Consider the following 22,484-nt stretch of genomic DNA (forward strand, 5'->3'; position numbering starts at 1 on the left):
GAAATCAGCTCCCTTCTTTCACTGTCCACTGGCCGCTGATCAGTTTCACCCCAAGATACACAAAGGGTGTGTCGATCAGTGCCATGATCAGCTTCACCACGTACTGGGAAAAGATCATCTGAACAAGCACGTTCCCTGGAATCGTTCCAGCGAACGCCACGGTGATGAAGGTGAGCGTGTCTATGAACTGGGAGACCATCGTGGACAGGTTGTTTCTGAGCCACAGGTGTGATCCTCTGGTGACTTTCTTCCAAAAGTGGAAGGCCCAGACGTCGTGAGTTTGTGAAATGATGTAAGCCAGAATACTTGCGAGCACGATCCTCGGAGTTGATCCAAAAACCTTCACGAAGGCCTCATTGTTCGCAAAGATGGAAGCGGGAGGATAGAAAACCGCAATCTGGGAGTAGATCACCAAGATCAGAGACGTGAAGAATCCCGTCCAGACCATCTTCTGGGCTGTTCTTTTCCCATAGACTTCCGATACGATATCCGTTACGGCGAACGTGATAGGGTAACACAAAACCGCCACCGGGACAAGGAAAGGCCCTATGTTCACCAGTTTTCCTGCGATCACGTTGGATATGGTCAAAGCAGAGACGAATATTCCCGTCAGGAGAATGAGCTTTTCATTCGACTTCTCCACTCTTTTTCCCCTCCAGTGAACCCATCTGAGTGGTTGTCTTTATGCCACCCCTTATGTTGTAGATCACCGTGACCCTGATTCGGTCGGTTTTGAGAAGATTCTTCAAATCTTCGTAGATTCTCTTCGTTGCTTCTTCCTGGTATATACCAACGTTTCTGAAGCTGACGAAGTAGTACTTCAAAGATTTGAGTTCGACGATCTTTCCACCGTCCGGGTAATACTCTATGATCACTCTCCCGATGTCTGGAAGACCGGAGAAGGGACAGACTGCGGAGAACTCGTCGGTCTCTATCTTTATGTACTCGTCTTTTCCATCGAAATCGATCGCTTCGAGAAAGTCTGTCCTTATCGCATCGTGCCCTTTGAAGTCGAAGATCCTTCCCTCTGCCTTCGGCATAGGATCACTCCCTTACCATGAGTTTTATTTTTTCAAGAACCTCTTTTGGATTTCTTCCGAACACCCTTATCATCGCTTCTTTTCCCCACCAACCTTCATTATATATCACATCTGGAGGTGATTTCAACTCCGCTATCGCCTGTTCGATCATCCACACCATGGACTGCCCCTCTTTCTCCTGAACCTCCTTCGGCTCTTTCGACCGATCGTAGTGGAAAACCTTCAACCCTCTTTTCTTTGCCCTTTCAACGTACTCTCTTTCGTAGCGAACGTTCACCACACACCTCATATGAGGATGATACCTCATCATCGTGACAGCCATACGTGCCGTGTGAGATCTGTCTTTGAAAGAAGCACAGGACACCGCCACCGCTTTTCCTTCTTTGAGTCTTATCCTTCCGGGGAACTTTCCCACCTCGAATTCGTTCTTCGCCCACGGGAGAGCGTAGGAAACGTTCTGCCCCACCTCCGGCACCGTGAGATGGCCGATCTCGAGGAACTCTGGAAGAATCTCATCGAGTGTGTTCAGAGTGTCGTACCTGTACCAGTCCCGAAGGAGTTTTTCCGTCTCCACCACACCTGAGGATCTTTCAAGAATTTTTTTCAAAAGTTCCATGGCGGATCTGATGGCCTCTTCCACCGGATAGCTCATCGCTAAAAATCCCGAAACGGCACTGGAAAAGGCACAACCTGTTCCATGGAACTCTCCAGGAACTCTGGGAATTTCAAAAACGAAATCTCTATATTTCACTTTCACCGTGTTGCCTTTTTCGTGCCCGCCAGTGACGATGAAGTTATTGTATTCGCCGAGTTTTTTCGCTTCTTCACTGTTCAAGATCACGTAGTCAGCGTATTCCACGAATTTCTTCACTTCCTCCGGATCCTGAAACCCGAAACCCGAGGACGATTCGAGTACCACGTTCCAGACGATCGCTGAATCCGGGAACATTTCCCTCAGTCTTTTCACCGTCTCCGGTGCAGAGAGTCCTACCTTTATCACCCGCGGAGGTGTCAGGACTTCTATTTCTTTTCTCATTTCTTCCCAGTCTCTGAAGTTCACTGAAAACACCCGGTTTTCGTTCTGCACGGTCAGAGCTGAGATCACCGCATGAGTTTTCACACCGAGAGCCGAGAGAACCTTCACATCTTGAATTATCCCCGCACCTCCCGAAGGATCGAAACCCGCAACTACAAGAACCATTAGAGATCCCTCCAGTATTCGAAGAGTTTTTCCAGACCTTCTTCACATTCCGGTGTCGGCTCCAGAACGAAATCCGCGTCGAAATCCTTTATGAACTCCAGCACTTCAAGAAACTCTTTCGATTCACCCCAGGGAGCGTGATGGCATTTTTTGTAGGTTTCGAAATCCGCGTAGTAAATGTGAAATTCTTCTACAAAATCAGAGAGTTTTTCTATGAATTCGATGGGAGAAAAACCGTAAACCTCAGCGTCTAGAAGAAGATGGCCGATGTCAACGCACATCTTGCAACCTGTGTTTTCAAGAAAGGTCCTGTAATCTTCAGCGGAGTGGAAATGATCGTTTCCATAAACGTTCTCCACTCGAACGCTGATGACACCCGCAAGCTCGGAGAATTCTCTCTCCACCTCTCTGTAAACAGAAAGCCAGTTTTCTTTCTGAAGGGCATTTGGGAAGTGAATTATCATGTATTCTGCGCCGATCTTCCTGGCAAGCTCAGCGCATTTTTTGTTCACAGAAAAGGTGTCCTCTCTTTCTTCCTCGTTCAGAGAGGTCGGATTCGGATGGTGGTATCTGTATCTGTAGATGAAAGGAGCGTGGATTCCAAAATTTTTGTCGTGAAAAAAGCGGAGGACCTTCTCGAGGTCTTCCGCCTTGAAAAAACCCAGTTCGTAAAGTTCTGCTTTCGGGAGTGCTTCAAGCAGATCGGGATTGCTTCTTATGATGCTCGTGGATACACCTTTTCTCAAGAGAACTCCTCCGCTATCTTTATCGCACAGAATGGTCCACACATAGAACAGCCTTTGTCGGGGTACGGTCTTTCCTCGTATTTCTTCTTCGCAACGTCCTTTCCCAGCGAAAGGCTGAACATCGTCTCCCAGTCGAAGTTCTTTCTTGCGAGGGCCATCTTTTTCTCAAGCTCCCAGGCTTTTTTGTTTCCGCGCGCCACATCCGCGACAATAGCCGCTATCTTAGAGGCTATCACACCTTCTCTCACGTCTTCAACATCCGGAAGCGAGATGTGCTCTGAAGGAGTCACATAACAGAGGAAATCGGCTCCGTAGTAGCCAGCCAGCGCACCACCTATCGCGCAGGCTATGTGATCGTAGCCCATGGCTCTGTCCGTTGGAAGAGGTCCCAGAAGGAAGATGGGGGCTCCTTTTCCGATCTTTTTCATGAGCCTCACGTTCATCTCCACCTCGTTCAGAGGAACGTGCCCCGGCCCTTCCAGCATCACCTGGACCCCTTTTTCCCTCGCTCTCTCCACGAGTTCTCCCATCACGAACAGCTCTTCGAACTGCTGGGCGTCGCTCGCGTCCACCACAGCTCCGGGTCTCATGCCGTCGCCAAGACTCAGAGTGATATCGTAGTCTTTTGCGATGTCCAAGAGTTCATCGAAGTGTTCGTAGAACGGATTTTCCTTGTTGTTCTTTATCATCCATCCCGCGATGATCGCTCCGCCTCTACTCACGATCTTCAAAACCCGCCTTGAACTTTTTATCCTATCAAGCACCCTTCTCGTCACACCGACGTGGATCGTCATAAAGTCTATGCCATCTTCCGCGTGTGCTATGACCATATCGAAGAAGTCCTTCTCCGAAAAATCCACCACGTTCTTTTTCATCTGGTAACTCCTCACGGCGGAATCGTATATGGGCACCGAACCAACTGGAACGGGCGACATCTCCACGATGGCCCTTCTGATCTCCCTCAGGTCCCCCCACGTGGAGAGGACCATGAGGGAGTCAGCACCGTATTCTATCGCCACTCTTGCCTTTTCCTTTTCCTCTTCGAGCGAAGAAAATCCCTGGGAGGTTCCTATGTTCGCGTTCACCTTCACACTGAAACCTTCTCCAACGATCATTGGCCTTTCTATCCTGTGGAGTTTGTTCTTTGGAAGAACCGCTCTGCCTTCCGCAAGTTTTTGCCTGACGATCTCGACATCCACTCCCTCGTACTCCGCCACCTTTTTCATCTCGTCGGAAACAACACCCTTTCTGGCCATTTCCATCTGGGTCATGATATCACCTCAACCTTTCACTCACGATTCTCGCCACTTTCTGACCGGACAGAATCATTCCACCGAAGATGGGACCCATCCTCGGTCCGCCGTGAACAGCGCAGACCGCCATCCCTGAGACGAGAAGCCCCGGGAAGATCTCACCGGTGTTATCTACCACGAATTTTTCCGCTTCATCGGCGTCCATAGGAAATTCTGTTTTCATCTCTACGAGACCTCTCTTTGCAAGAAGTGAAACCACGTTCGCGGGGTGACCGGTGCCATCCACAACGAACGAAGCCTTCACTGTTATGGGATCGACGTGCAACCCGAGTCTCACCGTTGGACCCCAGTTCACCACCACTCCACAGACCCTACCGTTCTGGACTGCCACATCTTCAACCGAAACGTTGTTGAAGACAATGGCTCCTGCCTTCGTTGCTCTGTAGAGAAGTCCCGAAGCGAAATGCACGGAATCCACCACTATGTGGTCTTCTTTCACTTCGTATTCGATTTCTACCTCCTTCAGAAAGTTCTCGAGTTCTTTCTCCAGCACGATCTCGTTGAACATCATTCCTCCACCCCAGATACCGCCTCCCGGGGTGTTTCTCTCTTCGAACACGGCCACTTTAAAACCGTTCTTTGCCAGCTCGTACGCTGCCGTGAGACCGCTCGGTCCCGCTCCCACGATCGCAACATCCAGCTCCAGACTATTTCTGAGTTTTTCAAAATACCTCTCAACGATGAGTCTGGAGATCAACACATCTCTCATAGACACACCTCCTTAGTAAAAATAAAAACCTCCGCCGAGCGGAGGTTTTTTATTTCCTCCTTCCCCGATCCCTCCGCCGGCATTACCCGGATCAGGTTCTTGGGGTCGAGGACTTCCGTCCTCCTCTCAGCCCCGGAATAGGAGCTCCCCCTGGGGAAGGTTTTCGATATTCATTTTTTCAACCTCAATTTTAAAGGATTTTTGTGTGATACAATTTAAATGGAGGTTTCATTTTAGAAAGCGTTCAACGGAGGTGAAAGGAAATGGCAGATCAGTACCACGAACCAGTTTCCGAACTCACGGGGAAGGACAGAGACTTCGTGAGAGCTCTGAACAGCCTGAAAGAAGAGATAGAGGCGGTCGCCTGGTACCATCAGAGGGTTGTCACCACGAAAGACGAAACCGTGAGAAAAATACTCGAACACAACAGAGACGAGGAGATGGAGCACGCAGCAATGCTACTTGAGTGGCTGAGAAGGAACATGCCCGGCTGGGATGAGGCACTCAGAACTTACCTGTTCACGGACAAGCCGATCACAGAAATCGAAGAAGAAACGTCCGGTGGATCAGAAAACACGGGTGGAGACCTCGGCATAAGGAAGCTCTGAAAGGGGTGGTGAACATGGAATTTCTGAAAAGATCCTTTGCTCCTCTGACAGAAAAACAGTGGCAGGAGATAGACAACAGAGCAAGAGAGATCTTCAAAACACAGCTCTACGGAAGGAAATTCGTCGATGTGGAAGGTCCCTACGGCTGGGAGTACGCTGCCCATCCACTCGGGGAAGTTGAGGTGCTTTCAGACGAGAACGAAGTGGTGAAGTGGGGATTGAGGAAGTCTCTGCCGCTCATCGAACTGAGGGCAACGTTCACTCTCGATCTGTGGGAACTCGACAACCTCGAGAGAGGAAAACCGAACGTGGATCTTTCCAGCTTAGAAGAAACGGTGAGAAAGGTTGCGGAATTTGAAGACGAAGTGATATTCAGAGGATGTGAAAAATCGGGTGTTAAAGGCCTTCTTTCCTTCGAAGAGAGGAAAATCGAATGTGGAAGCACACCGAAAGACCTCCTCGAAGCCATAGTGAGGGCTCTTTCGATCTTCTCAAAAGATGGTATAGAGGGCCCTTACACACTCGTCATAAACACGGACAGATGGGTCAGCTTCCTGAAGGAAGAGGCAGGGCATTACCCCCTCGAGAAGAGAGTGGAAGAATGCCTCAGGGGTGGCAAGATCATAACCACACCGAGGATCGAGGATGCCCTCGTCGTTTCCGAACGTGGAGGAGATTTCAAATTGATCCTCGGACAGGATCTCTCGATAGGGTACGAAGACAGAGAAAAAGACGCGGTGAGGCTTTTCATAACGGAGACGTTCACCTTCCAGGTTGTCAACCCGGAGGCTTTGATTCTTCTAAAGTTCTGATCTGGTCCGCTCCTCGGAGCGGACCTTTCGATCAAAGAACGTCCAGTTTTCCCTTCGCCCACGTTCCCACTACTTTCCCCGCAATCGCAACTATTCCCAATATTCCAGAATTTTCTCTGACATCTTTCAAGAACTTTGGAATGTCATAGGAGTTTCTCACGGAATCTTCAAACGAATCTACTACCCTGTCGCATATCGCTTCCTCTTTTCCAAGAACGAGTATTCCTTTCCCACCAGCGAATACTCCGGTGACGCACACAGACGGTGTGAGTTCAGGGAAGATCTTAACACTTATGCCTTCAAAGAAATGAACCACGATCGGCTGTGATATCTTCAGGAAGAACTTCCCATCTCTTTCCAGAGCAAAATCAGACTCTTTGAGAGCATCCACGAGGATCGCTCCGTTCTTTTCGAGGGGAGATCCGTTCAATGAAAGTTCTTCCGGGAGAACAGCAGATCTATCCACCAAAAGCGTGTATCCGTTCTTCAAGCCCACTCTCTTGAACCTTCCCGACGCAAGGACAGGAGCTCCTGCAGCAATCCTCATCTCCTCACCTCCCTATAAAACAAAAGGGGCCGACCATCCGGCCGGCCCCTCGATTTCAGTCTCACTGCTCACACGAAAACTCCCGGTCCTTCGAGGGGCCGGCTTTTGATCGTAGTGCACATTATCATATCGCTGAGAATTCCTTGCTCAAAGAGTACGAAACTACCCATTGTCTCACCTCACAAAGATACGATACCACCGCACTGTTAAATTCATGTTGCTTCTTTCATTAAATTCATGATCTCTCTTTCACTCGTCTCAAAAACACCTATCGCCCAATCGGAAACACCGCCTATCCATATCACTCTTCCTTCATAGACGACGAGCCCACACCCGAATATCACCCTTATTCTGTCTCCGTACTCCTCAATCACACCTTTTGGTGAGAGAACGTAATTCGTGGTACCGAGGAGCCTTCCCCTGCCATCCACGAGTGCCAGACCGTTTTTGTAGGTGAGATCTTTGAGAACAGCGTGCCATCCCACCAGATAACCTTCCTTCACTTCAACAGTGTTCGTTGACCATCCAACTTTCGTCTCCCACTCTTCCGGGAAAAAGACGGGATCGAGCGAATACAGATCTATGTAACTTCCTTCGAGCCTTCCTCTCCAGCAGACCTTGGCATCACCAACCGTCAATCTCGTCAAGATAACGTTCGACTCCACAAAAGAACTGTCTTTCATGGAAACCGGCACATACTCACCCAGCGTACTTTTTATCGATATGTATCTCTTCTCAATCAGGTTCAGATCCTCATCGAGAACGGCGTACGCAAGAAAATCGGTGTGGGGCTTTCCTTCCTGTGACCAGTCTTTGTATCCTTTCGCTGTGTAGAGAAGCTCGAAACGGGAATTTCTGAAGAACACCCTCGGATCTTCGCACCCCAGAAACTCCTGAATATCTCTCGGCCAGAATACAACTTCCATTTCCAATGGTTTTTTTACTTCTCCATTCAACAGATCGTCGATGTTCACTATAAAATGACCAATAGACGAAACGTACTTGTAGTAATCGAAAATCAAACGGGGAAAAACATGAAGTGCTTTGCCAACGAGAACCGCTCCAGGATTGAACACAGCCACCGGATTTCTGGGATAGTTCGTGATGACGAAATCTTTTGGGAAAAAGTAAGTCACCCGATTGAACACATCGATCGTCTCATCTTTCCTCAGGGATCTTTTTCGTGCCAGTGCTTTTCCGAGGAGCTCTTCCACCATCTCCTATTTCCCCCCTTGAAACCTGAAGGGGAGGTCCCCTTCAGGCCAGCTGGTCCATCATCTTTCCGTAGAGTTCTCCTGCAATTCTCACGAGCTTCACGTTCAGACCCGTTTGCTGATAAAGGGAGAAGAAGAGTATCTGCTCCATCTGCTCTTTTGTCATGACAGGAGAACTACCAGCTGTTGAAACGGGGGTAGTGCGCTGCTGAGCATAACTTTGATAAACGGGGTTGTAGCCGATCCCTTCTACTCTCATGGTATCACCCCTATTTTCTTATCGGAAAAATCATCGAGATGTTTATTTTGAAAGACGCTCGAGCGCTTCTTCTATTTCTTCGTAGGGTGGTTCCTTACCTGGATCTTCGGAAACCCAGGAATAAACTATCGTTCCGCCTCCGTCTACCACGTAAACAGCCCTCTTCGCAGCGGTGTAGCCGGGGATATTCAGAAAGTTCTCGTGGACACCACCGTACTGTGAAGCCACCCTTCCGCCGAAGTCGGAGAGCAGATCGAACGTGATGTGGTTTTTCTCAGCGAAGGCCTTGTTTGCGAACGGACTGTCCACGCTGATTCCAAGAACCACCGCGTTGAGTCTGTTAAACTTGGAGAGAGAATCCCTGAACGTGCAGAGTTCTTTCTCACAAACACTCGTGAACGCTCCTGGATAGAAAGCAAGCACAACGTTCTTTCCAGAAAAATCGGAGAGTTTCACCATTTTCAAATCGGTGTTCACCAGCTCAAAATCGATCGCCTTATCGCCTGACTTCAACATGAAAACCACCTCCAGTTAGGCTGAACTTACCCATTAGAATTCTACCACGAAAGGGGATCATCTATGAAATACGAAAAAATAGCCTTTTTCAGGTTTTTCGGTAGATTGAACGATTTCTTCAGAAATAGTGAAAGAATAAAAACTCATCGCTTCACGGGTTTTCAGACGGTGAAGGACAGAATAGAAGCCCTTGGAGTTCCACATGTGGAAGTGAGCCTCATCACACTGAACGGAAAACCGGTCGGCTTCGATCATATGGTGGAAGATGGAGAACTCTTCTTTGTGTATCCAGAGTTCCAGAACATAGAAATTCCTGAAGACTGGCTCGTCACTCCCAGATACATAGGTGAACCCCGTTTTGTGCTCGATATACACCTTGGAAAATTGGCACGGCTTCTCAGAATGCTGGGTTTTGAAGCGGTTTTTGGTGAAGAAAGCGACGAAAAACTCTGCTGGATGGCGGTGAAAAAGAAAGCTATCCTTCTGTCCAGAGACACGGGTCTTTTGAAAAGAAAAGAGCTCGTCTTCGGTTACTACGTGAGAAACACGGATCCGAAGGAACAACTGGTGGAGGTGGTGGAAAGATACGATCTGAAGAAGTGGATGAAACCCTTCACCCGATGTATCGAATGTGGTGTGGAACTCGAAGAAGTACCAAAAGAAGCTGTGAAAAACAGAGTTCCTCCAAAAGTCTATGGATTCTTCAACGAGTTCGCTCGCTGTCCGGTGTGTGGAAGAATCTACTGGAAAGGGTCGCACTACGATCACATGGTGGAGTTCATAAAATCGAACATAAATAAGGGATGATTAACATGAAAATACTTTTCTTACTTTTTCTGGTGACCGCTTCCCTGCTTCTCATGATGGGAACCAGCTGTGAATCGAGGGTTCAGGTGCCGGTGCCTCTTCCCAAAGTGGATGTCGAAATGCCGAAGGTGGACCTCGGTTTCAAGGTAGTGGAACCAACGGGAACAGAGGATTTCTTTGAAGATTTTGAAGCTTACGGCCAGGGTCAGGTTGCCCCGTTTGGGCCCTGGAAGGTACTTGGAAAGGCTCCACACGTTGAGGAAGGAGTCCAGGCAGATAAAACCATAGGCAAGGTCCTCAAAGTGATCATAGACCGTGGAGTCTTCACTCCAGGAGAGTGGACAAACTTTATCCTCGAGTGCAACCTGAAGAGAGAAGGATCTGCAGAGGGAAGAGTGTACTTCAGACTGTCCGAAGATGGAAAGAAAAGTTTCTACGTGATTTTCTCAGAGTGCGGTATATCTCTTCACAAGTTCGCAGGAAGTATAGACATGAAGATAGCGGAAAACAGTAGTTTCAAATTGAGTGACAGAACCCCAACCACGCAAGCCATCCCCCTTCAGGGGGATAGGTTTGTTGTGGTGTTAATTATCTTATGATATAATTGAATGTGGTGATAGGTATGCATATCAAGAAGACAAGGTGGAGTCATTATAATCTGAACTATCATTTTGTGTGGATACCTAAATACCGCAGAAAAATCCTGGTCGGCTCCATAGCTGAAGAACTTGAACGAATACTCCGCAACACAGCAAAACAACACGGAATAGAAATACTGGCCCTCTCTATTCAGCCTGATCATGTTTATTTGTTTGTATCGGCGCCTCCGAGATTTTCACCGGCTGAGATAGCAAACCTATTCAAGGGTGTTTCAGCGAGGAAACTGCTGGAGAAATTTCCAGAGCTTAGAACCAAAGAGGGCCTTTGGGCTCGAAGTTACTACGTTGGAACAGCTGGTGATGTCTCTGAAGAAACTATCAGGAGGTACATCGAGGAATGTCAAGACGTGTGATACGAACCTACAAACTCGCCGTACCAGGACACCTGAGTCAAACATGCGAAGAACTCAACCGCACAGCAGCAAGAATCTACAACAAAACGATGTCTCTCGTGCAAAAGATACACCAAAAGAAAGGCTTCTGGCTGTCCTGGCTCACCGCAGACAAATACATCCTCCGCTGGGCAGAAAACATCAAAATCCACGTCCATTCAAAGCAGGCATTTGTTCAGCTCTACTTTCAAGCCCTCAAAGGATACTTCAAAGCAGCCAAAAAGAATCAAGATGCAAAACCTCCCCACAAGAAAAAACGCTATCTGCCGTTCATATGGAAAGAAAGCGCTGTGAAGCTTCTGCCAGACGGTACCCTGAGATTGTCTTTGGGCAAAGAACGAGAACCATTTGTTGTACAAACACCTCTCAAACCTCCCCTTCGCATCAAACAGGCAAGACTTGTCTTTGAAGATGGATACTATCTCCACCTTGCGATAGAGGTGGAGATTGAAGAGAAGAATGCTGGCTCTGGTGTTATGGCGGCCGACCTTGGAGTGCTCCGTCCCATCACGTGCTTTGATGGAAAAGAAGTCATCAGCTACCACGGAGGAGTCCTCAGCAGCACTCTTCGCTATCGAAACAAACGCCTTGCAAGTTTTCAGTCTGCCATAGCAGAGTGCAAGAAGGGATCAAGAAGGTACAACAAGCTTGTTAGTGCAAAGAAAAGAGCCCTGAGACGGCTCAGAAACCAGATCAACGACATCATGCACAAGATCACAAGCAGTTTCATCGGACTGTGCCTCAGAAAACAAATCGGCACCATCGTGATAGGAGACGTCACAGGGATCAGAGAAAGAGCAGACTACAGCGACAACGCGAACCAGAAGATCCACCAGTGGCAGTTCAGAAAACTCATCGAGATGATAAGGTACAAAGCAGAGCAGTTCGGAATCGAAGTGAAACTCATCTCAGAAGCGAATACAAGCAAGACGTGTCCTGTCTGTGGTGCAAAGAACAATCCGAACGGAAGAAGATACCACTGCGAAGCCTGTGGTTTTGAGTATCACAGGGACGGAGTTGGAGCAATCAACATCTGGAAAAGGTATCCTGGCACAGGCCAGGTAGTAGCGGGCTTGGCCCCCGTCAGAGGTGTGAGGTTTCATCCACACCTCTGTGGCCATGGAGCATCTTTGGCTCCATGGAAGGTGGCCTGAGAGCCACCAAAAGTCCCATCCCCTTCAGGGGATTGGGAGGAGGTCAAAACGTGAGAGTAGAAACGATTGAATAAAGAAGGGGCTTTCGCCCCTTCATTTTTGTTCTTGATCTGCCTGTTCCTCCACGAAAGTCGGCTTTCTCTTCACCTTTCTTATCACGTAGAACTCCAATTCGTCTCCTTCCTGTATATCGTCGAATCCCGCGAACTTTATTCCACACTCCTGCGGTGCTTCAACTACGTTGACGTCCTCTTTGTAGTGTTTCAAACTCTCTATTTTTCCTTCGAAAACGAGCTGTCCGTTTCTGTAGATTCTCACAAAACCGTTCCTGTCGGCTTTACCATCGAGCATTTGAACTCCCGCCACTTTTCCTACTTTGGATATCTTGAAGACCTTTCTTATCTCGCCATGACCGATGACTTCTTCAACTTCCTCTGGCTCCAGCATACCTTCGAGTGCGAGCTTCAGATCTTCGACGAGTTTGTATATGATGGAGTAAGTTCTGACATCGACGCCTTCCTGCTCCGCGAGTCTTCTCGCCTGGTTGTTCACCTTCACCCTGAAACCGAGGATGACTCCATCCACCGCAGCGGCGAGCATCACGTCGCTTGTACTGATCTCACCCACTCCAGCGTGAACTATGTTCAACTCGATTTCTTTGGACTGGAGCTTGTTTATCGCATTCTTCAAAGCAGCCACAGAGCCGTACGTGTCCGCCTTCAGAATGAGATTGAGCACTTTCTTTTCCTTCTCCTGCATCATCTTCATGAGCTCCTCGAGGTTTATGTGCTTCCTCGATTGTTTTTGGGCTTCGAGCCTTTGCAGTCTCTTTTCCACGATCTCTTTGGCTTTTTCTGCGCTTTCAACCACGTAGACGTTGGAGTGCACGTCGGGAACATCTTCGAAGCCGAGGATCATAACGGGCTGAGATGGATAGGCTTCTCTGATGGGTCTCATGTTGTCGTCGAAGAGATTCCTAACTCTTCCGTACGTATTCGAAGCAACTACCGCGTCTCCAACCTTCAGAACACCATCTTTCACGATCACACTCGCGACAGGCCCCATTTTTTTGTCCAGTTTAGACTCTATGATCACGGCCCTCGCGGGTCCTTCGGGGTAACACTTTATCTCGTTCATCTCCGCGACGAGAAGGATCATCTCCAGCAGTTCATCGACTCCCTGACCGGTTCTTGCTGATATGGGAACTACTATCGTGTCTCCACCCCACTCTTCGGGGATGAGTCCCAGCTTTTCTACGAGCTCCTGCTTCGTCTTTTCCACGTTAGCGTTTGGCTTGTCGATCTTGTTTATCGCCACGATGATCGGCACGTTGGCGGCCTTGGCATGGTTGTAGGCCTCTATCGTCTGTGGCATCACGCCATCGTCCGCCGCCACGACGAGAACCACTATGTCCGTCGCCTGAGCTCCTCTTGCACGCATCTCGGTGAAGAGCTCGTGGCCGGGTGTGTCTATGAAGGTGATCTTTTTCCCATTGACCTCCACCTGATACGCACCTATGGACTGCGTTATTCCTCCCTCTTCCCTTTCGGCAACTCTTGTGGATCTGATCCTGTCGAGGAGCGTAGTCTTTCCATGATCGACGTGTCCCATGACCGTTACAACAGGAGGCCTTGGAACGAGTTTGTCCTTCTCTTTTTCGTAGAGCTCCTGGTATCTCTTTTCCAGAAGTTCAAATTCGTCAACTTCTTCCACTGAAGTTTGCTGTTCTTCCTCTATCTCTATCTCGATCTTGTACTCCTTGAGGATCTGTTCTACTTCCTCAAGCTTCAGGATCTGACCGGGTCTCAACGCGATTCCTCTCTTGACAAACATGTCTTGGATGATCTTGTTTTGTGGAACACCTATTTTCTCCGCGATGATATCGAGCTTGAGTTCGTCTGGCTTCAAAGTGATCTTTTTCTTCTTTTTCTTTTCGACGACCTCTTTTTCTACTTCCTCTTCTCCCTTTTCTTTCTTTGGCTTGGAAGGCTGCTTGGCTTTCCGGTTATCTTCTTCCAAAAGATCTATGATGATATTCGCCATTTCTTCGTCCACATAACTCATATGGCTCTTCACGTTCACGCCGAGCTCTTCCAGTTCCTGAAGAAGTTCTTTTGGTGACATGTTCAGTTTTCTGGCTAACTCGTAAACTCTCAGTCTGGCCATTTCTATCACCTCGCCCTGTCTATTTTACCATCCCCAAAATGGCATCTATCAGATTGTCCTCTTCAAGACCTATCACCGAAACAGCGGGTTTGTCGAGCAACCTTCCCAGTTCCTCTTTGCTGAACATGATAACATAAGGGACTTTCTTGTTCTCGCACCTCATGATCGTGTCCCTCTTCATCCTTTCACTGGTATCTTCCGCTATGATTATGAGCTTTTTTTCCCTCGGTGACCTTATGTAAGCCCTTATTCGTTCCTTACCAAAGACGATCTTTCTGGCTCTAACAGCGAAACCTATGTAACTGTAAACCTTTCTTCTGATCTGGTCCTCCATTCTATCACCTCATACGTGAGATCAGATAGAGAATGAAGGAAACTAAGAGACTGATGATCAAACTGGTCATCAGCGGGAAGTAAAAGACGAAATTCTTCCTTTTTATCACTATGTCGCCGGGAAGCTTTCCCAGGAACGGGATCCTTTCGAACAAAATCAGAAGAATTCCAAAGGCCACAAGAATCAATCCCATGAGGATCAGAAACTTCCCGATCCCCTGGAACACCTATCATTCCCCCTTCCTGAAATAATCGAACGGCAACTTGATCATTTCCCCTTCCTGTTCCGAGAAGAGAGTCACCGTCCTGAGAAACACGTTCACGTTCACGACTTTGTAGCGCTTTCCTTCGTAGGTGATCGTGCTCCCTTCGTCAGGAATTCCCTCCAGCTCCTTTTCGTAGAAATCGTATTCGTAGGTAAGACAACACAGAAGCCTTCTGCATGGTCCGGATATCTTCGCTGGGTTGATCATCATCTGCTGCTTCTTTGCGTGCTTCAATGTAACACTGGAGAAATCCCTGAGAAATGTGGAACAGCAGGTCGGAAGTCCGCACAATCCGAGGCCTCCAAAGAACTTCATCTCATCCCTAACACCGACCTGTCTCAACTCTATCCTCGTTTTGAAGATCTTTGCGAGGTCCCTTACAAGCTCTCTGAAATCAACCCTTCCTTCCGCACTGAAGAAAAAGATGAGCCTCGTTCTATCGAAGGTGTACTTGGCGTAGAGAAGCTTCATGGGAAGACCGTGTTCTTTTATTTTCTGCCTGCAAATCTGGAAAGCATTCCACGCATCTTCTACATTCTTTCTGTACTGTTCTAGATCTTCATCCGTCAGCTTTCTGATGACAGCCTTGAGTTCGTACCCCACCTCGTCTATGACCACTTCCCTGGGAGGTATCAGTACTTTCCCAACTTCAAGTCCGAAATCTCCCAGAACCAGAACGAGGTCTCCTCTCTCGTACTCATCACCGTTGGGTACAGAGTAGTAAATTATCTTACCCTTTGGTATTATCTCCACTCCCACTGCCCTTGCCTTCAGCTCCAAGCGTTGACACCTCTCTTTCTCTCTCTGTGTATCGCGAGAATATTCATCAGAGTGAGTTTGTTGTTCAGATTCGCTATTTTCACCCTGAGAATTGAATCGAGGAAAGACACGCTTTTTTGATCTTCAACGCTTTCCCAGGTGTTTTCGTGAAGGACAATTCTTGTCAGTCTCTGGATCAAAAGAAATGAGTCTTTTCCCGTTATCGTGTTGGTTAATTGGTCAAAAAGCGCAAAGAATTCCTTCGATTCCACCTTTGAAAATCTCTCCAGAAGCTCCCTACACGCGAGATAACCCTCGAGTCCTTCTGAAAGGGCTTTCTTTAAGAGTTTTTCCGTCTCCAAAACTTTGAGACTTTCCATCAATCCAGAAAGTTTTTCCGCACCAAGTTTGTAGGCTTCGAAAGCCGTTTTGAAGTCTCTCTCAAGGAGCGGAAGTTCCTCCCAGAAATCGCCTATTTTCTCTTTCACGAGATCTCTGAACTCCTTTGGAACGTTCACAACCACTCTGAACACTCGGCTCTTTATCGTCGGCAGTAGATAATGCCAGTGGCGGGTGTTCAGAACGATCACAGCGTATTCTGGCGGTTCTTCAAGGGTTTTCAAGAACGCGTTCGCCGCCTGCTGGGTCATTCTTTCACAGTCGTGGACTATCACGTACTTTCTCGTGTAGAGTTCAGGGCTGTAGTTCAGGAAGTCCTTTATCGTTCTGATTTCGTCTATACCTATGTTCTCCTCCTCGGGATCTACCTCCAGAACATCCGAGGCCTTCGGGGGAAATTTCTCCACGTACTCGGGAAGTTCAAGGGATACTTCTCTCGGATACGAGAGATCTTCTCCGTTTATGAGAATGGATATTCCTTCAGACTTTTCTATGATCCTTTTCAAAATTTCCAGTTGATCTTTAGCGTACTTTCTGATCAAATCGTTCATGATCTCACCTCGCCTTCTAATTATAACAACCAATGATAAAATCAAAACTGAGGTGAAAGGATGATTCTAAAATTCTTGAATGAAACACTTCCCTGGGTTAGAAAACCGAGTAGATACATAGGAAGAGAAATCAACAGCGTTGTGAAAGATCCAGAGGAGGTTTCCCTCCGGATAGCCCTCGTTTTTCCCGACACTTACGAGGTAGGTACTTCAAACCACGGTCTTGAGATACTGTACCACATTTTGAACGAACAACCGGACGTTTGGGCGGAGCGGAGCTATCTTCCCTGGATCGACATGATAGAGCGCATGAAAGAAAAGGATATCCCCCTTTACACTATGGAGTCCTACACACCACTCTATCAGATGGATGCCGTTGGAATCTCTCTGGAGTACGAACTCTCGTACACCAACGTCATAGAGGTTTTGAAACTCTCCAGAATACCCCTCTTCTTCTGGGAGAGAAAGAAGAAAGATCCCATTGTTCTCGGTGGAGGTCCGTGCTCTTCGAATCCCGAACCGATCTACGGATTTTTCGATGCGATTCTCATTGGTGATGGTGAGGAAGCGATCCTTGAAATCGCTCAGGTGTTGAAAGAAACGAAGGGAGAAGAAAGAGAAACGATCTGGAAAGAACTCTCCAAGATCGAAGGGGTTTACGTTCCAGCGTTCTACGAGCAGAAAGGAAAAAAGATAGTTCCAGTTTCACCGGAATATCCTCAGACCATAAAAAGAAGAGTCGTGAAAGATTTGAACTCCCAACCCGTTCCGGTGAAGAAGATCGTGCCGAACGTCGAATCAGTCCACGACAGAGCCATCATAGAGGTCGCGAGAGGATGCACGAGGGGATGCAGATTCTGCCATGCGAGCGTTTATTACAGACCTGTGAGAGAAAGATCCCTCGAGAACATCCTCGAAAATGTCGAAGAAATGCTGAAAAACACCGGCTATGAAGAAGTATCCCTCCTTTCTCTCTCGACGATGGATCACACTCAGATAGGGGAGATAGTATCCGAACTTTTGAAAAGATACTCAGAAAAGAAGATCGCCGTATCCATACCATCCACGAGGATGGACAGGTTCGGTGTGGAGATCGCCGGGAGAATTGCCTCCGTGAGAAAAACAGGCCTCACCTTCGCACCCGAAGCAGCTACACAGCGGTTGAGAAACATTATCAACAAGAACATAAGTGAAGAAGATATCTTCGCAACGCTCGAAGCTGCGAAAAAATCCGGCTGGAGGCGTGTGAAACTCTATTTCATGATGGGACTTCCTGGAGAGACGAATGAAGATCTCGAAGAGATGGTCGAACTCTTAGAGAGAGTGAAGAGACTCGGTTTCAAAGAAGTTTCCGCTTCCGTCTCTGTGTTCGTTCCAAAGCCGCACACGCCCTTTCAGTTTGCGAGGCAGATCTCTCCCGAAGAAGCGTACGAAAAGATCAAAACACTGAAAAGAGCAAAAAAATTCGCAGAAGTTTCCTATCACGATCCAAGAATGAGTCTTCTTGAAGGAGTTTTCTCAAGGGGTGACAGAAAACTTCTGAATCTCATAGTGAAGGCACACGAACTGGGAGCACTCTTCGACGAATGGAGTGAGATGTTCAGATTCGATCTGTGGGAAAAAGCTTTCGATGAAACGGGAATAGATCCCAAGGACTATCTCAGAGAGATCGATCCTTCTGAAGACCTCCCATGGGACCACATAGACATGGGAGTAACAAAGGAGTTTCTGAAAGAGGAGTACAGAAAAGCAATCAAGGGAGAAACCACAGACGACTGTAGATGGAACAGGTGTTATCTGTGCGGTGTATGTTTTAGATTTGGAGTTAAAAACGTTCTTTTCGGAGGTGAGAGAGGATGATTCTGTTCGGAACGGGTGGAATTCGAGGCGTGATGAGGAAAGGGGAATTCGACGAAGAAACGGTGAAAAGAGCCTCTCTGAGCACCGCCCTCTGGCTGAAAGAGAAAGGCCAGAAAAGCGTGGTGATTGCTTACGACACGAGAAAGAATTCCAGAGAATTCGCAGAACTCGCCGGCAGAGTTTTCGCCGGTGAAGGTTTGGAAGCCTACGTTTTCCCTGAACCTACCCCGACACCGGTTCTTTCCTTCGCCGTGAGATACATGAAAGCGGGTGGAGGTGTGGTCGTCACCGCAAGCCACAATCCTCCGGAATACAACGGCTACAAGGTCTACACCTGGAACGGTGTACAGGCGATACCCGAATACACAGACGAAATCACAGAGATATACAAAAAAGTCGATACCTCCCGTGTGAAAGAGGGAGAAATCAAGTTCGTGCCACCTGAAGTGAAAGAGAGCTACATAAATACTGTGCTTGAGCTTGTTTCAAATCTTCCGATGAAGACCGATCTGGATATCGCCTACTCTCCGCTTCACGGAACAGGAGCAAACTACGTGCCTGAGGTCCTGAAGAGGCTTGGATTCAAAGTCAGACTCGTAGAAGAGCAGATGAAACCTGATCCGAACTTCTCAACCGCACCCACACCTAATCCCGAGGAAGATGAAGCGCTTGTTCTTTTGAACAAAAAAGGAGCCACTCTGGGACTCGCCACAGACCCGGACTGCGATAGAGTGGGAGTAGTCTTCAGAGGACGGAGACTCACAGGAAATCAAGTAGGTGTCCTTCTCACGGACTTTCTCCTGGATTATGTGAAGGTGGAAAATCCCCTTGTGATAAAGACGATCGTTACAACGGACATGGTGAGACCGATCTGCGAAGAGAAAGGTGCCTTCCTGGAAGAAACGCCGACTGGATTCAAGTTCATAGGCCACTTGATAGAGGAACACAGCAGAAAGGGTGACAGGAACTTCGTCTTCGGTTTCGAAGAAAGCTGTGGGTACCTTGCAGGAACCCACGCGAGGGACAAAGACGGTGTGGTGGGCAGTGTGCTCTCCGCAATTGCCTTCAGCAACCACGATCCTTACGAGAAGCTCGAAGAACTCTACCAGAAGCACGGGTACTACATGGAAAAGCTCATCAATTTCAAAGTTGAAGATGTCGAAAAAGCGATCAAAATATACGAATCCCTCAAAACTCGCAACGATATCATCGACTACTCAAAGGGTTACGGAAACGTTATTCCAAACGAGACCATAGCCTTTGTCTTTGAAAAATCAAGAATCTTCGTGAGACCTTCGGGAACAGAACCGAAGCTCAAGGTTTACATCCACGTAAGGGGAGATACGAGAGAAGAAGCAGAAGAATTGATCAGGGAGAACGAGAAGAAAATAGAGGAGATTCTGAAACTGTGAGCTGGTATCCCGGTCATATAGAGAAAGCAAAACGGCAGATAAGGGATCTTCTGAAACTTGTGAACACGGTGGTGGAGGTCCGCGACGCGCGGGCCCCCTTTGCCACATCGGCGTACGGTGTGGACTTCTCCAGGAAAGAAACGATCATCCTTCTGAACAAAGTGGACATAGCAGACGAGGAAACAACGAAGAAGTGGGTGGAGTTCTTCAAAAAGCAGGGAAAAAGAGTGATCACCACTCACAAAGATGAACCAAGGAAGGTCCTCCTGAAGAAGCTCTCCTTCGACAGACTTGCCCGCGTTCTGATCGTTGGTGTTCCAAACACGGGAAAATCAACGATCATAAACAAGCTGAAAGGAAAAAGGGCGAGCTCTGTTGGAGCACAGCCTGGCGTTACAAAGGGTATCCAGTGGTTCTCCCTGGAGAACGGCGTGAAGATTCTGGACACACCCGGTATTCTCTACAAGAACATCTTCAGTGAAGACCTCGCAGCGAAGCTCCTTCTTGTGGGAAGCCTACCAGTGGAGAGAATAGAAGATCAGAGGATCTTCGAAAGGGCCTTTGAGATATTCGCTCAAAATGTCAGAATAGCATCATCGTTCAGCGAGTTCTTCGAGGACTTTGCGAGAAAAAGAGGACTCCTCAAAAAAGGAGGAGTCCCCGATATAGAAAGAGCTTTGATGCTTTTTTTCACAGAAGTGGCTCAGGGAAAAGCAGGGTGCGTTTCCTTCGAACGCCCTGAAGATATCACTCCTGTACAACAAGAACAAAATCAAGGGGTTTGAGGACTACCTTCTCTTCATCACTCCACTTTCCGTTCCAAACCCTTCCGCCGGTGATCTCTTTTGGCTCTTTTCCAACATTTGCGGCGACGATGATCTTTTGTCCGTTTCTCTCGTAAGAGTACATGACGAGATCTTCCGTTGTGAGGTTTTCAAACTTTCCGTTGAGGACAAAATCGAGGAACTGCTGGCGCACCTTTATCAGTTTTTTGATGAAGCTCAAGATTCCTCTGTCCGGGCTGTCCCAGTGGAGAACGTAGTGGTCGAAAAATGCGAGTTTCCCGAAAAACTCGTCGGTTGGGGAGAGGACTTTTCTCAGGTTTGGATCCGTGTCCAGCCCCAGGTTCATGGGCTGTTTCTCTCCAATCTCCTGTCCCGTGTTCACATAGGGAATAGAGTTCGGTAGAAAGTAGGTTACAAACGGTGCCAGTTTTTTCATCTTGGAAGCGTACTTTCTTGTGGCAATGCGCGGTGTGTCGGGAGTCTCAACGGAGGCGAGGAAAGGAAGAACGAGCTTTTCGGCGATTTCAGGGAGTTTTCCTATTTCCTCCACTCTTCCCGCAAAGTACCAGCTACTTCCCAGGATCACGTCATATCCCGCTTCCTTCGATACTTTGTCCTTCCCCATGTCCAGCTCCTCTGCGATCATCGCAAATGCGGGATCGTACTCCTTCACGTTCTTTATTATGAGGTCAAGAAGTTCTTTGGGAAGTGCGTGCCCCATATCGAGTCTTGCACCGTCTATTCCGTATTTTTTCTGGTAATGTGGTATCACGCCCGCGAGGTACTCCCAGAGCTCTCTGTTCGGCTCTTTTCCAGGAAATTTGCTCGCCTTTATTACGTCGTAGAGAACGTAGGGAGGCTGGTTCGGCTCGAGAAATCTTTTCGAAGCCTCCGGGTGATCCAAGTACAACCTCAAAAACGTGACATCATCCCATGTAGGTTGTGGATCGTTGATCAAATCGGAAAATCCTGGAGGAGTGATGATTCCAAATTCTTTCACAATCAACTCCAGAATGTTCCCCTCTTCTCTTTTTATTTTCTCCCACTTTTGAGGGTCGATCAGATTCGGAGGAAGTGTGAACTTTTTGAGGTGTCTTTTCACATTTTCTTTGCTGTATATGATCTCGAGTTCATCCTCATCCGGCACCTTGAACGGAAGTTCCTCGGCCCTTGGAGGAGTGTAATCTGCAAGTTCCTCCACCTTTATCCAGTAGAACCAGTCCGGATGTTCTCTTATGAGATCAGAGTCTCTGGAAGCCGTTCTTGGAATGAAATCGAGAATCACTCTGATTCCGAGGATGTGACACGCTTCCACAAAGGCCTTGAACTCTTCATCCACCTTGAAAGGTTCGAGAAGCGGATCGTGGTACCTCTCATCGAGCTCCATTGGATTCTTCACGGAGTACGGTGATGGAGCGTCTCCCTTCTTGAAGAGATCGCTCATTCTACTCACGGGAAGTAAATAGATAGCGTCCGCACCGAGACTTTTGATGAACGGAAGAAGCAGCATCATCTTGAAGAACGTTCCCGCTTCTCTGAAACCAAGAACGTCGTTCTCTTCGTAGTATCCAGAGCCTTTGTGATTGTACGCCGTGGTGGTCCTGGGGAGGGATCCATAAACAACGGAACGCTTAATCCAGTCCGGTGTTTTCTCGCCCTTAAGAAATGAAATAGGCTGGGAATAATCCTGCTCTCTGGACTGATTCAAAATCCAGTCGGTGATCTCGGCTCCGAGTTCGTAAGGATCGACGAAGCACCTGCCGGATTTTTCGTCGAACTTTTTGAAGAAACTCGGTATCCACAGCTTTGGAACTGCGTAGATTCTCTTTCCGGTGGCTTTTTCTTTGCAGTATCGGTTTATCTCTCTCAAAAGCACGATCATCCCTCCTGATTTAATTGATTTCATCATCTATTTTAACAAAACGCAACAAAACACGCAAGACAGAACTTGGTTCTGAGAGTAGTGTAATAGTATA

Annotated in this window: 25 protein-coding genes and 1 riboswitch; of the genes, 9 read left to right on the forward strand and 16 right to left on the reverse strand. The window is 47.9% G+C overall.

Annotated features, from left to right (window positions below; all coding sequences use genetic code 11):
* Nucleotides 1-4: 4 nt before the first annotated feature.
* The 6 genes from TPET_RS00695 to TPET_RS00720 are packed head-to-tail and all read right to left on the reverse strand — an operon-like array spanning nucleotide 5 to nucleotide 5,009.
* The gene (locus tag TPET_RS00695; protein ID WP_011942836.1) at nucleotides 5-643 is read right to left on the reverse strand and encodes a queuosine precursor transporter; all 639 of its coding nucleotides are present in this window, start codon (nucleotides 641-643) and stop codon (nucleotides 5-7) included.
* On the reverse strand, nucleotides 627-1,040 hold the full coding sequence (gene queF, locus TPET_RS00700; protein WP_004080885.1) for a preQ(1) synthase: 414 nt from the start codon (nucleotides 1,038-1,040) through the stop codon (nucleotides 627-629). Before queF ends, TPET_RS00695 begins: the two co-directional genes overlap by 17 nt.
* Nucleotides 1,041-1,044: 4 nt before the next feature.
* Entirely contained in the window at nucleotides 1,045-2,241 is a 1,197-nt protein-coding gene (locus TPET_RS00705) for a thiamine-phosphate synthase family protein (protein ID WP_011942837.1), read from the reverse strand.
* On the reverse strand, nucleotides 2,241-2,987 hold the full coding sequence (locus TPET_RS00710) for a sugar phosphate isomerase/epimerase family protein (RefSeq protein WP_004080890.1): 747 nt from the start codon (nucleotides 2,985-2,987) through the stop codon (nucleotides 2,241-2,243). The genes TPET_RS00705 and TPET_RS00710 overlap by 1 nt, the downstream gene beginning before the upstream one ends.
* Nucleotides 2,984-4,258 carry a phosphomethylpyrimidine synthase ThiC gene (thiC, locus tag TPET_RS00715; RefSeq protein WP_004080892.1) on the reverse strand — a complete coding sequence of 425 codons (1,275 nt, stop codon included), beginning with the start codon at nucleotides 4,256-4,258 and terminating at the stop codon, nucleotides 2,984-2,986. Before thiC ends, TPET_RS00710 begins: the two co-directional genes overlap by 4 nt.
* A gap of 4 nt (nucleotides 4,259-4,262) precedes the next feature.
* Nucleotides 4,263-5,009 (reverse strand): sulfide-dependent adenosine diphosphate thiazole synthase, encoded by a 747-nt coding sequence (locus TPET_RS00720; protein ID WP_011942838.1) that lies wholly within the window; start codon nucleotides 5,007-5,009, stop codon nucleotides 4,263-4,265.
* 51 nt (nucleotides 5,010-5,060) lie between these two features.
* A riboswitch (TPP riboswitch) is annotated at nucleotides 5,061-5,170 on the reverse strand.
* Between the two features lie 102 nt (nucleotides 5,171-5,272).
* Here TPET_RS00720 and TPET_RS00725 point away from each other — a divergent pair.
* Nucleotides 5,273-5,617 (forward strand): encapsulin-associated ferritin-like protein, encoded by a 345-nt coding sequence (locus TPET_RS00725; RefSeq protein WP_004080895.1) that lies wholly within the window; start codon nucleotides 5,273-5,275, stop codon nucleotides 5,615-5,617.
* A 14-nt stretch (nucleotides 5,618-5,631) separates the two neighbouring features.
* Nucleotides 5,632-6,429, forward strand: coding sequence for a family 1 encapsulin nanocompartment shell protein (locus TPET_RS00730; RefSeq protein WP_011942839.1), 798 nt, complete (start codon nucleotides 5,632-5,634; stop codon nucleotides 6,427-6,429).
* Between the two features lie 31 nt (nucleotides 6,430-6,460).
* Here TPET_RS00730 and TPET_RS00735 read toward each other — a convergent pair whose 3' ends face one another.
* The 4 genes from TPET_RS00735 to TPET_RS00750 all read right to left on the reverse strand — a co-directional run bounded on the left by TPET_RS00735 (nucleotide 6,461) and on the right by TPET_RS00750 (nucleotide 8,965).
* Nucleotides 6,461-6,976: a hypothetical protein gene (locus tag TPET_RS00735; RefSeq protein WP_011942840.1), complete on the reverse strand. Its 516-nt coding sequence runs from the start codon at nucleotides 6,974-6,976 to the stop codon at nucleotides 6,461-6,463.
* Nucleotides 6,977-7,188: 212 nt separating this feature from the next.
* A complete protein-coding gene (locus tag TPET_RS00740) occupies nucleotides 7,189-8,193 on the reverse strand; it encodes a glycoside hydrolase family 130 protein (protein ID WP_011942841.1) in 1,005 nt (334 codons plus the stop codon).
* A gap of 40 nt (nucleotides 8,194-8,233) precedes the next feature.
* A complete protein-coding gene (locus TPET_RS00745) occupies nucleotides 8,234-8,449 on the reverse strand; it encodes a hypothetical protein (RefSeq protein ID WP_004080906.1) in 216 nt (71 codons plus the stop codon).
* Between the two features lie 42 nt (nucleotides 8,450-8,491).
* Nucleotides 8,492-8,965 carry a peroxiredoxin gene (locus TPET_RS00750; protein ID WP_004080908.1) on the reverse strand — a complete coding sequence of 158 codons (474 nt, stop codon included), beginning with the start codon at nucleotides 8,963-8,965 and terminating at the stop codon, nucleotides 8,492-8,494.
* 63 nt (nucleotides 8,966-9,028) lie between these two features.
* Between TPET_RS00750 and TPET_RS00755 the strand changes: the two genes are divergently transcribed.
* The 4 genes from TPET_RS00755 to TPET_RS00770 are packed head-to-tail and all read left to right on the forward strand — an operon-like array spanning nucleotide 9,029 to nucleotide 11,977.
* Entirely contained in the window at nucleotides 9,029-9,772 is a 744-nt protein-coding gene (locus tag TPET_RS00755) for a Mut7-C RNAse domain-containing protein (protein ID WP_004080909.1), read from the forward strand.
* A 5-nt stretch (nucleotides 9,773-9,777) separates the two neighbouring features.
* A complete protein-coding gene (locus TPET_RS00760) occupies nucleotides 9,778-10,371 on the forward strand; it encodes a hypothetical protein (RefSeq protein WP_011942842.1) in 594 nt (197 codons plus the stop codon).
* A gap of 23 nt (nucleotides 10,372-10,394) precedes the next feature.
* Nucleotides 10,395-10,784, forward strand: a complete 390-nt coding sequence (gene tnpA, locus TPET_RS00765; protein WP_011942843.1) for an IS200/IS605 family transposase — start codon at nucleotides 10,395-10,397, stop codon at nucleotides 10,782-10,784.
* Nucleotides 10,769-11,977, forward strand: a complete 1,209-nt coding sequence (locus TPET_RS00770; protein WP_011942844.1) for an RNA-guided endonuclease InsQ/TnpB family protein — start codon at nucleotides 10,769-10,771, stop codon at nucleotides 11,975-11,977. Before tnpA ends, TPET_RS00770 begins: the two co-directional genes overlap by 16 nt.
* A 93-nt stretch (nucleotides 11,978-12,070) precedes the next feature.
* Here TPET_RS00770 and infB read toward each other — a convergent pair whose 3' ends face one another.
* From infB to TPET_RS00795, 5 genes are read right to left on the reverse strand one after another with little or no spacing between them, the layout of a single operon-like run.
* A complete protein-coding gene (gene infB, locus TPET_RS00775; protein ID WP_048810844.1) occupies nucleotides 12,071-14,143 on the reverse strand; it encodes a translation initiation factor IF-2 in 2,073 nt (690 codons plus the stop codon).
* A gap of 19 nt (nucleotides 14,144-14,162) precedes the next feature.
* A complete protein-coding gene (locus TPET_RS00780) occupies nucleotides 14,163-14,477 on the reverse strand; it encodes a L7Ae/L30e/S12e/Gadd45 family ribosomal protein (RefSeq protein ID WP_004080915.1) in 315 nt (104 codons plus the stop codon).
* Nucleotides 14,478-14,481: 4 nt separating this feature from the next.
* Entirely contained in the window at nucleotides 14,482-14,703 is a 222-nt protein-coding gene (locus TPET_RS00785) for a DUF2905 domain-containing protein (RefSeq protein WP_004080917.1), read from the reverse strand.
* Between the two features lie 3 nt (nucleotides 14,704-14,706).
* On the reverse strand, nucleotides 14,707-15,522 hold the full coding sequence (locus TPET_RS00790; protein ID WP_011942846.1) for a PSP1 domain-containing protein: 816 nt from the start codon (nucleotides 15,520-15,522) through the stop codon (nucleotides 14,707-14,709).
* Nucleotides 15,513-16,451, reverse strand: a complete 939-nt coding sequence (locus tag TPET_RS00795) for a DNA polymerase III subunit delta' (protein WP_011942847.1) — start codon at nucleotides 16,449-16,451, stop codon at nucleotides 15,513-15,515. The genes TPET_RS00790 and TPET_RS00795 overlap by 10 nt, the downstream gene beginning before the upstream one ends.
* Before the next feature lie 60 nt (nucleotides 16,452-16,511).
* Between TPET_RS00795 and TPET_RS00800 the strand changes: the two genes are divergently transcribed.
* From TPET_RS00800 to ylqF, 3 genes are read left to right on the forward strand one after another with little or no spacing between them, the layout of a single operon-like run.
* A complete protein-coding gene (locus TPET_RS00800) occupies nucleotides 16,512-18,311 on the forward strand; it encodes a TIGR03960 family B12-binding radical SAM protein (protein WP_011942848.1) in 1,800 nt (599 codons plus the stop codon).
* A complete protein-coding gene (locus tag TPET_RS00805) occupies nucleotides 18,308-19,723 on the forward strand; it encodes a phospho-sugar mutase (protein WP_011942849.1) in 1,416 nt (471 codons plus the stop codon). Before TPET_RS00800 ends, TPET_RS00805 begins: the two co-directional genes overlap by 4 nt.
* Nucleotides 19,720-20,508: a ribosome biogenesis GTPase YlqF gene (ylqF, locus tag TPET_RS00810; RefSeq protein ID WP_011942850.1), complete on the forward strand. Its 789-nt coding sequence runs from the start codon at nucleotides 19,720-19,722 to the stop codon at nucleotides 20,506-20,508. The genes TPET_RS00805 and ylqF overlap by 4 nt, the downstream gene beginning before the upstream one ends.
* Here ylqF and TPET_RS00815 read toward each other — a convergent pair.
* Entirely contained in the window at nucleotides 20,471-22,384 is a 1,914-nt protein-coding gene (locus TPET_RS00815; RefSeq protein WP_011942851.1) for a DUF1923 family maltosyltransferase, read from the reverse strand. The genes ylqF and TPET_RS00815 overlap by 38 nt on opposite strands.
* Between the last annotated feature and the right edge of the window lie 100 nt (nucleotides 22,385-22,484).

Source organism: Thermotoga petrophila RKU-1 (assembly GCF_000016785.1).
In the GTDB taxonomy this organism is placed as follows: Bacteria; Thermotogota; Thermotogae; order Thermotogales; family Thermotogaceae; genus Thermotoga; species Thermotoga petrophila.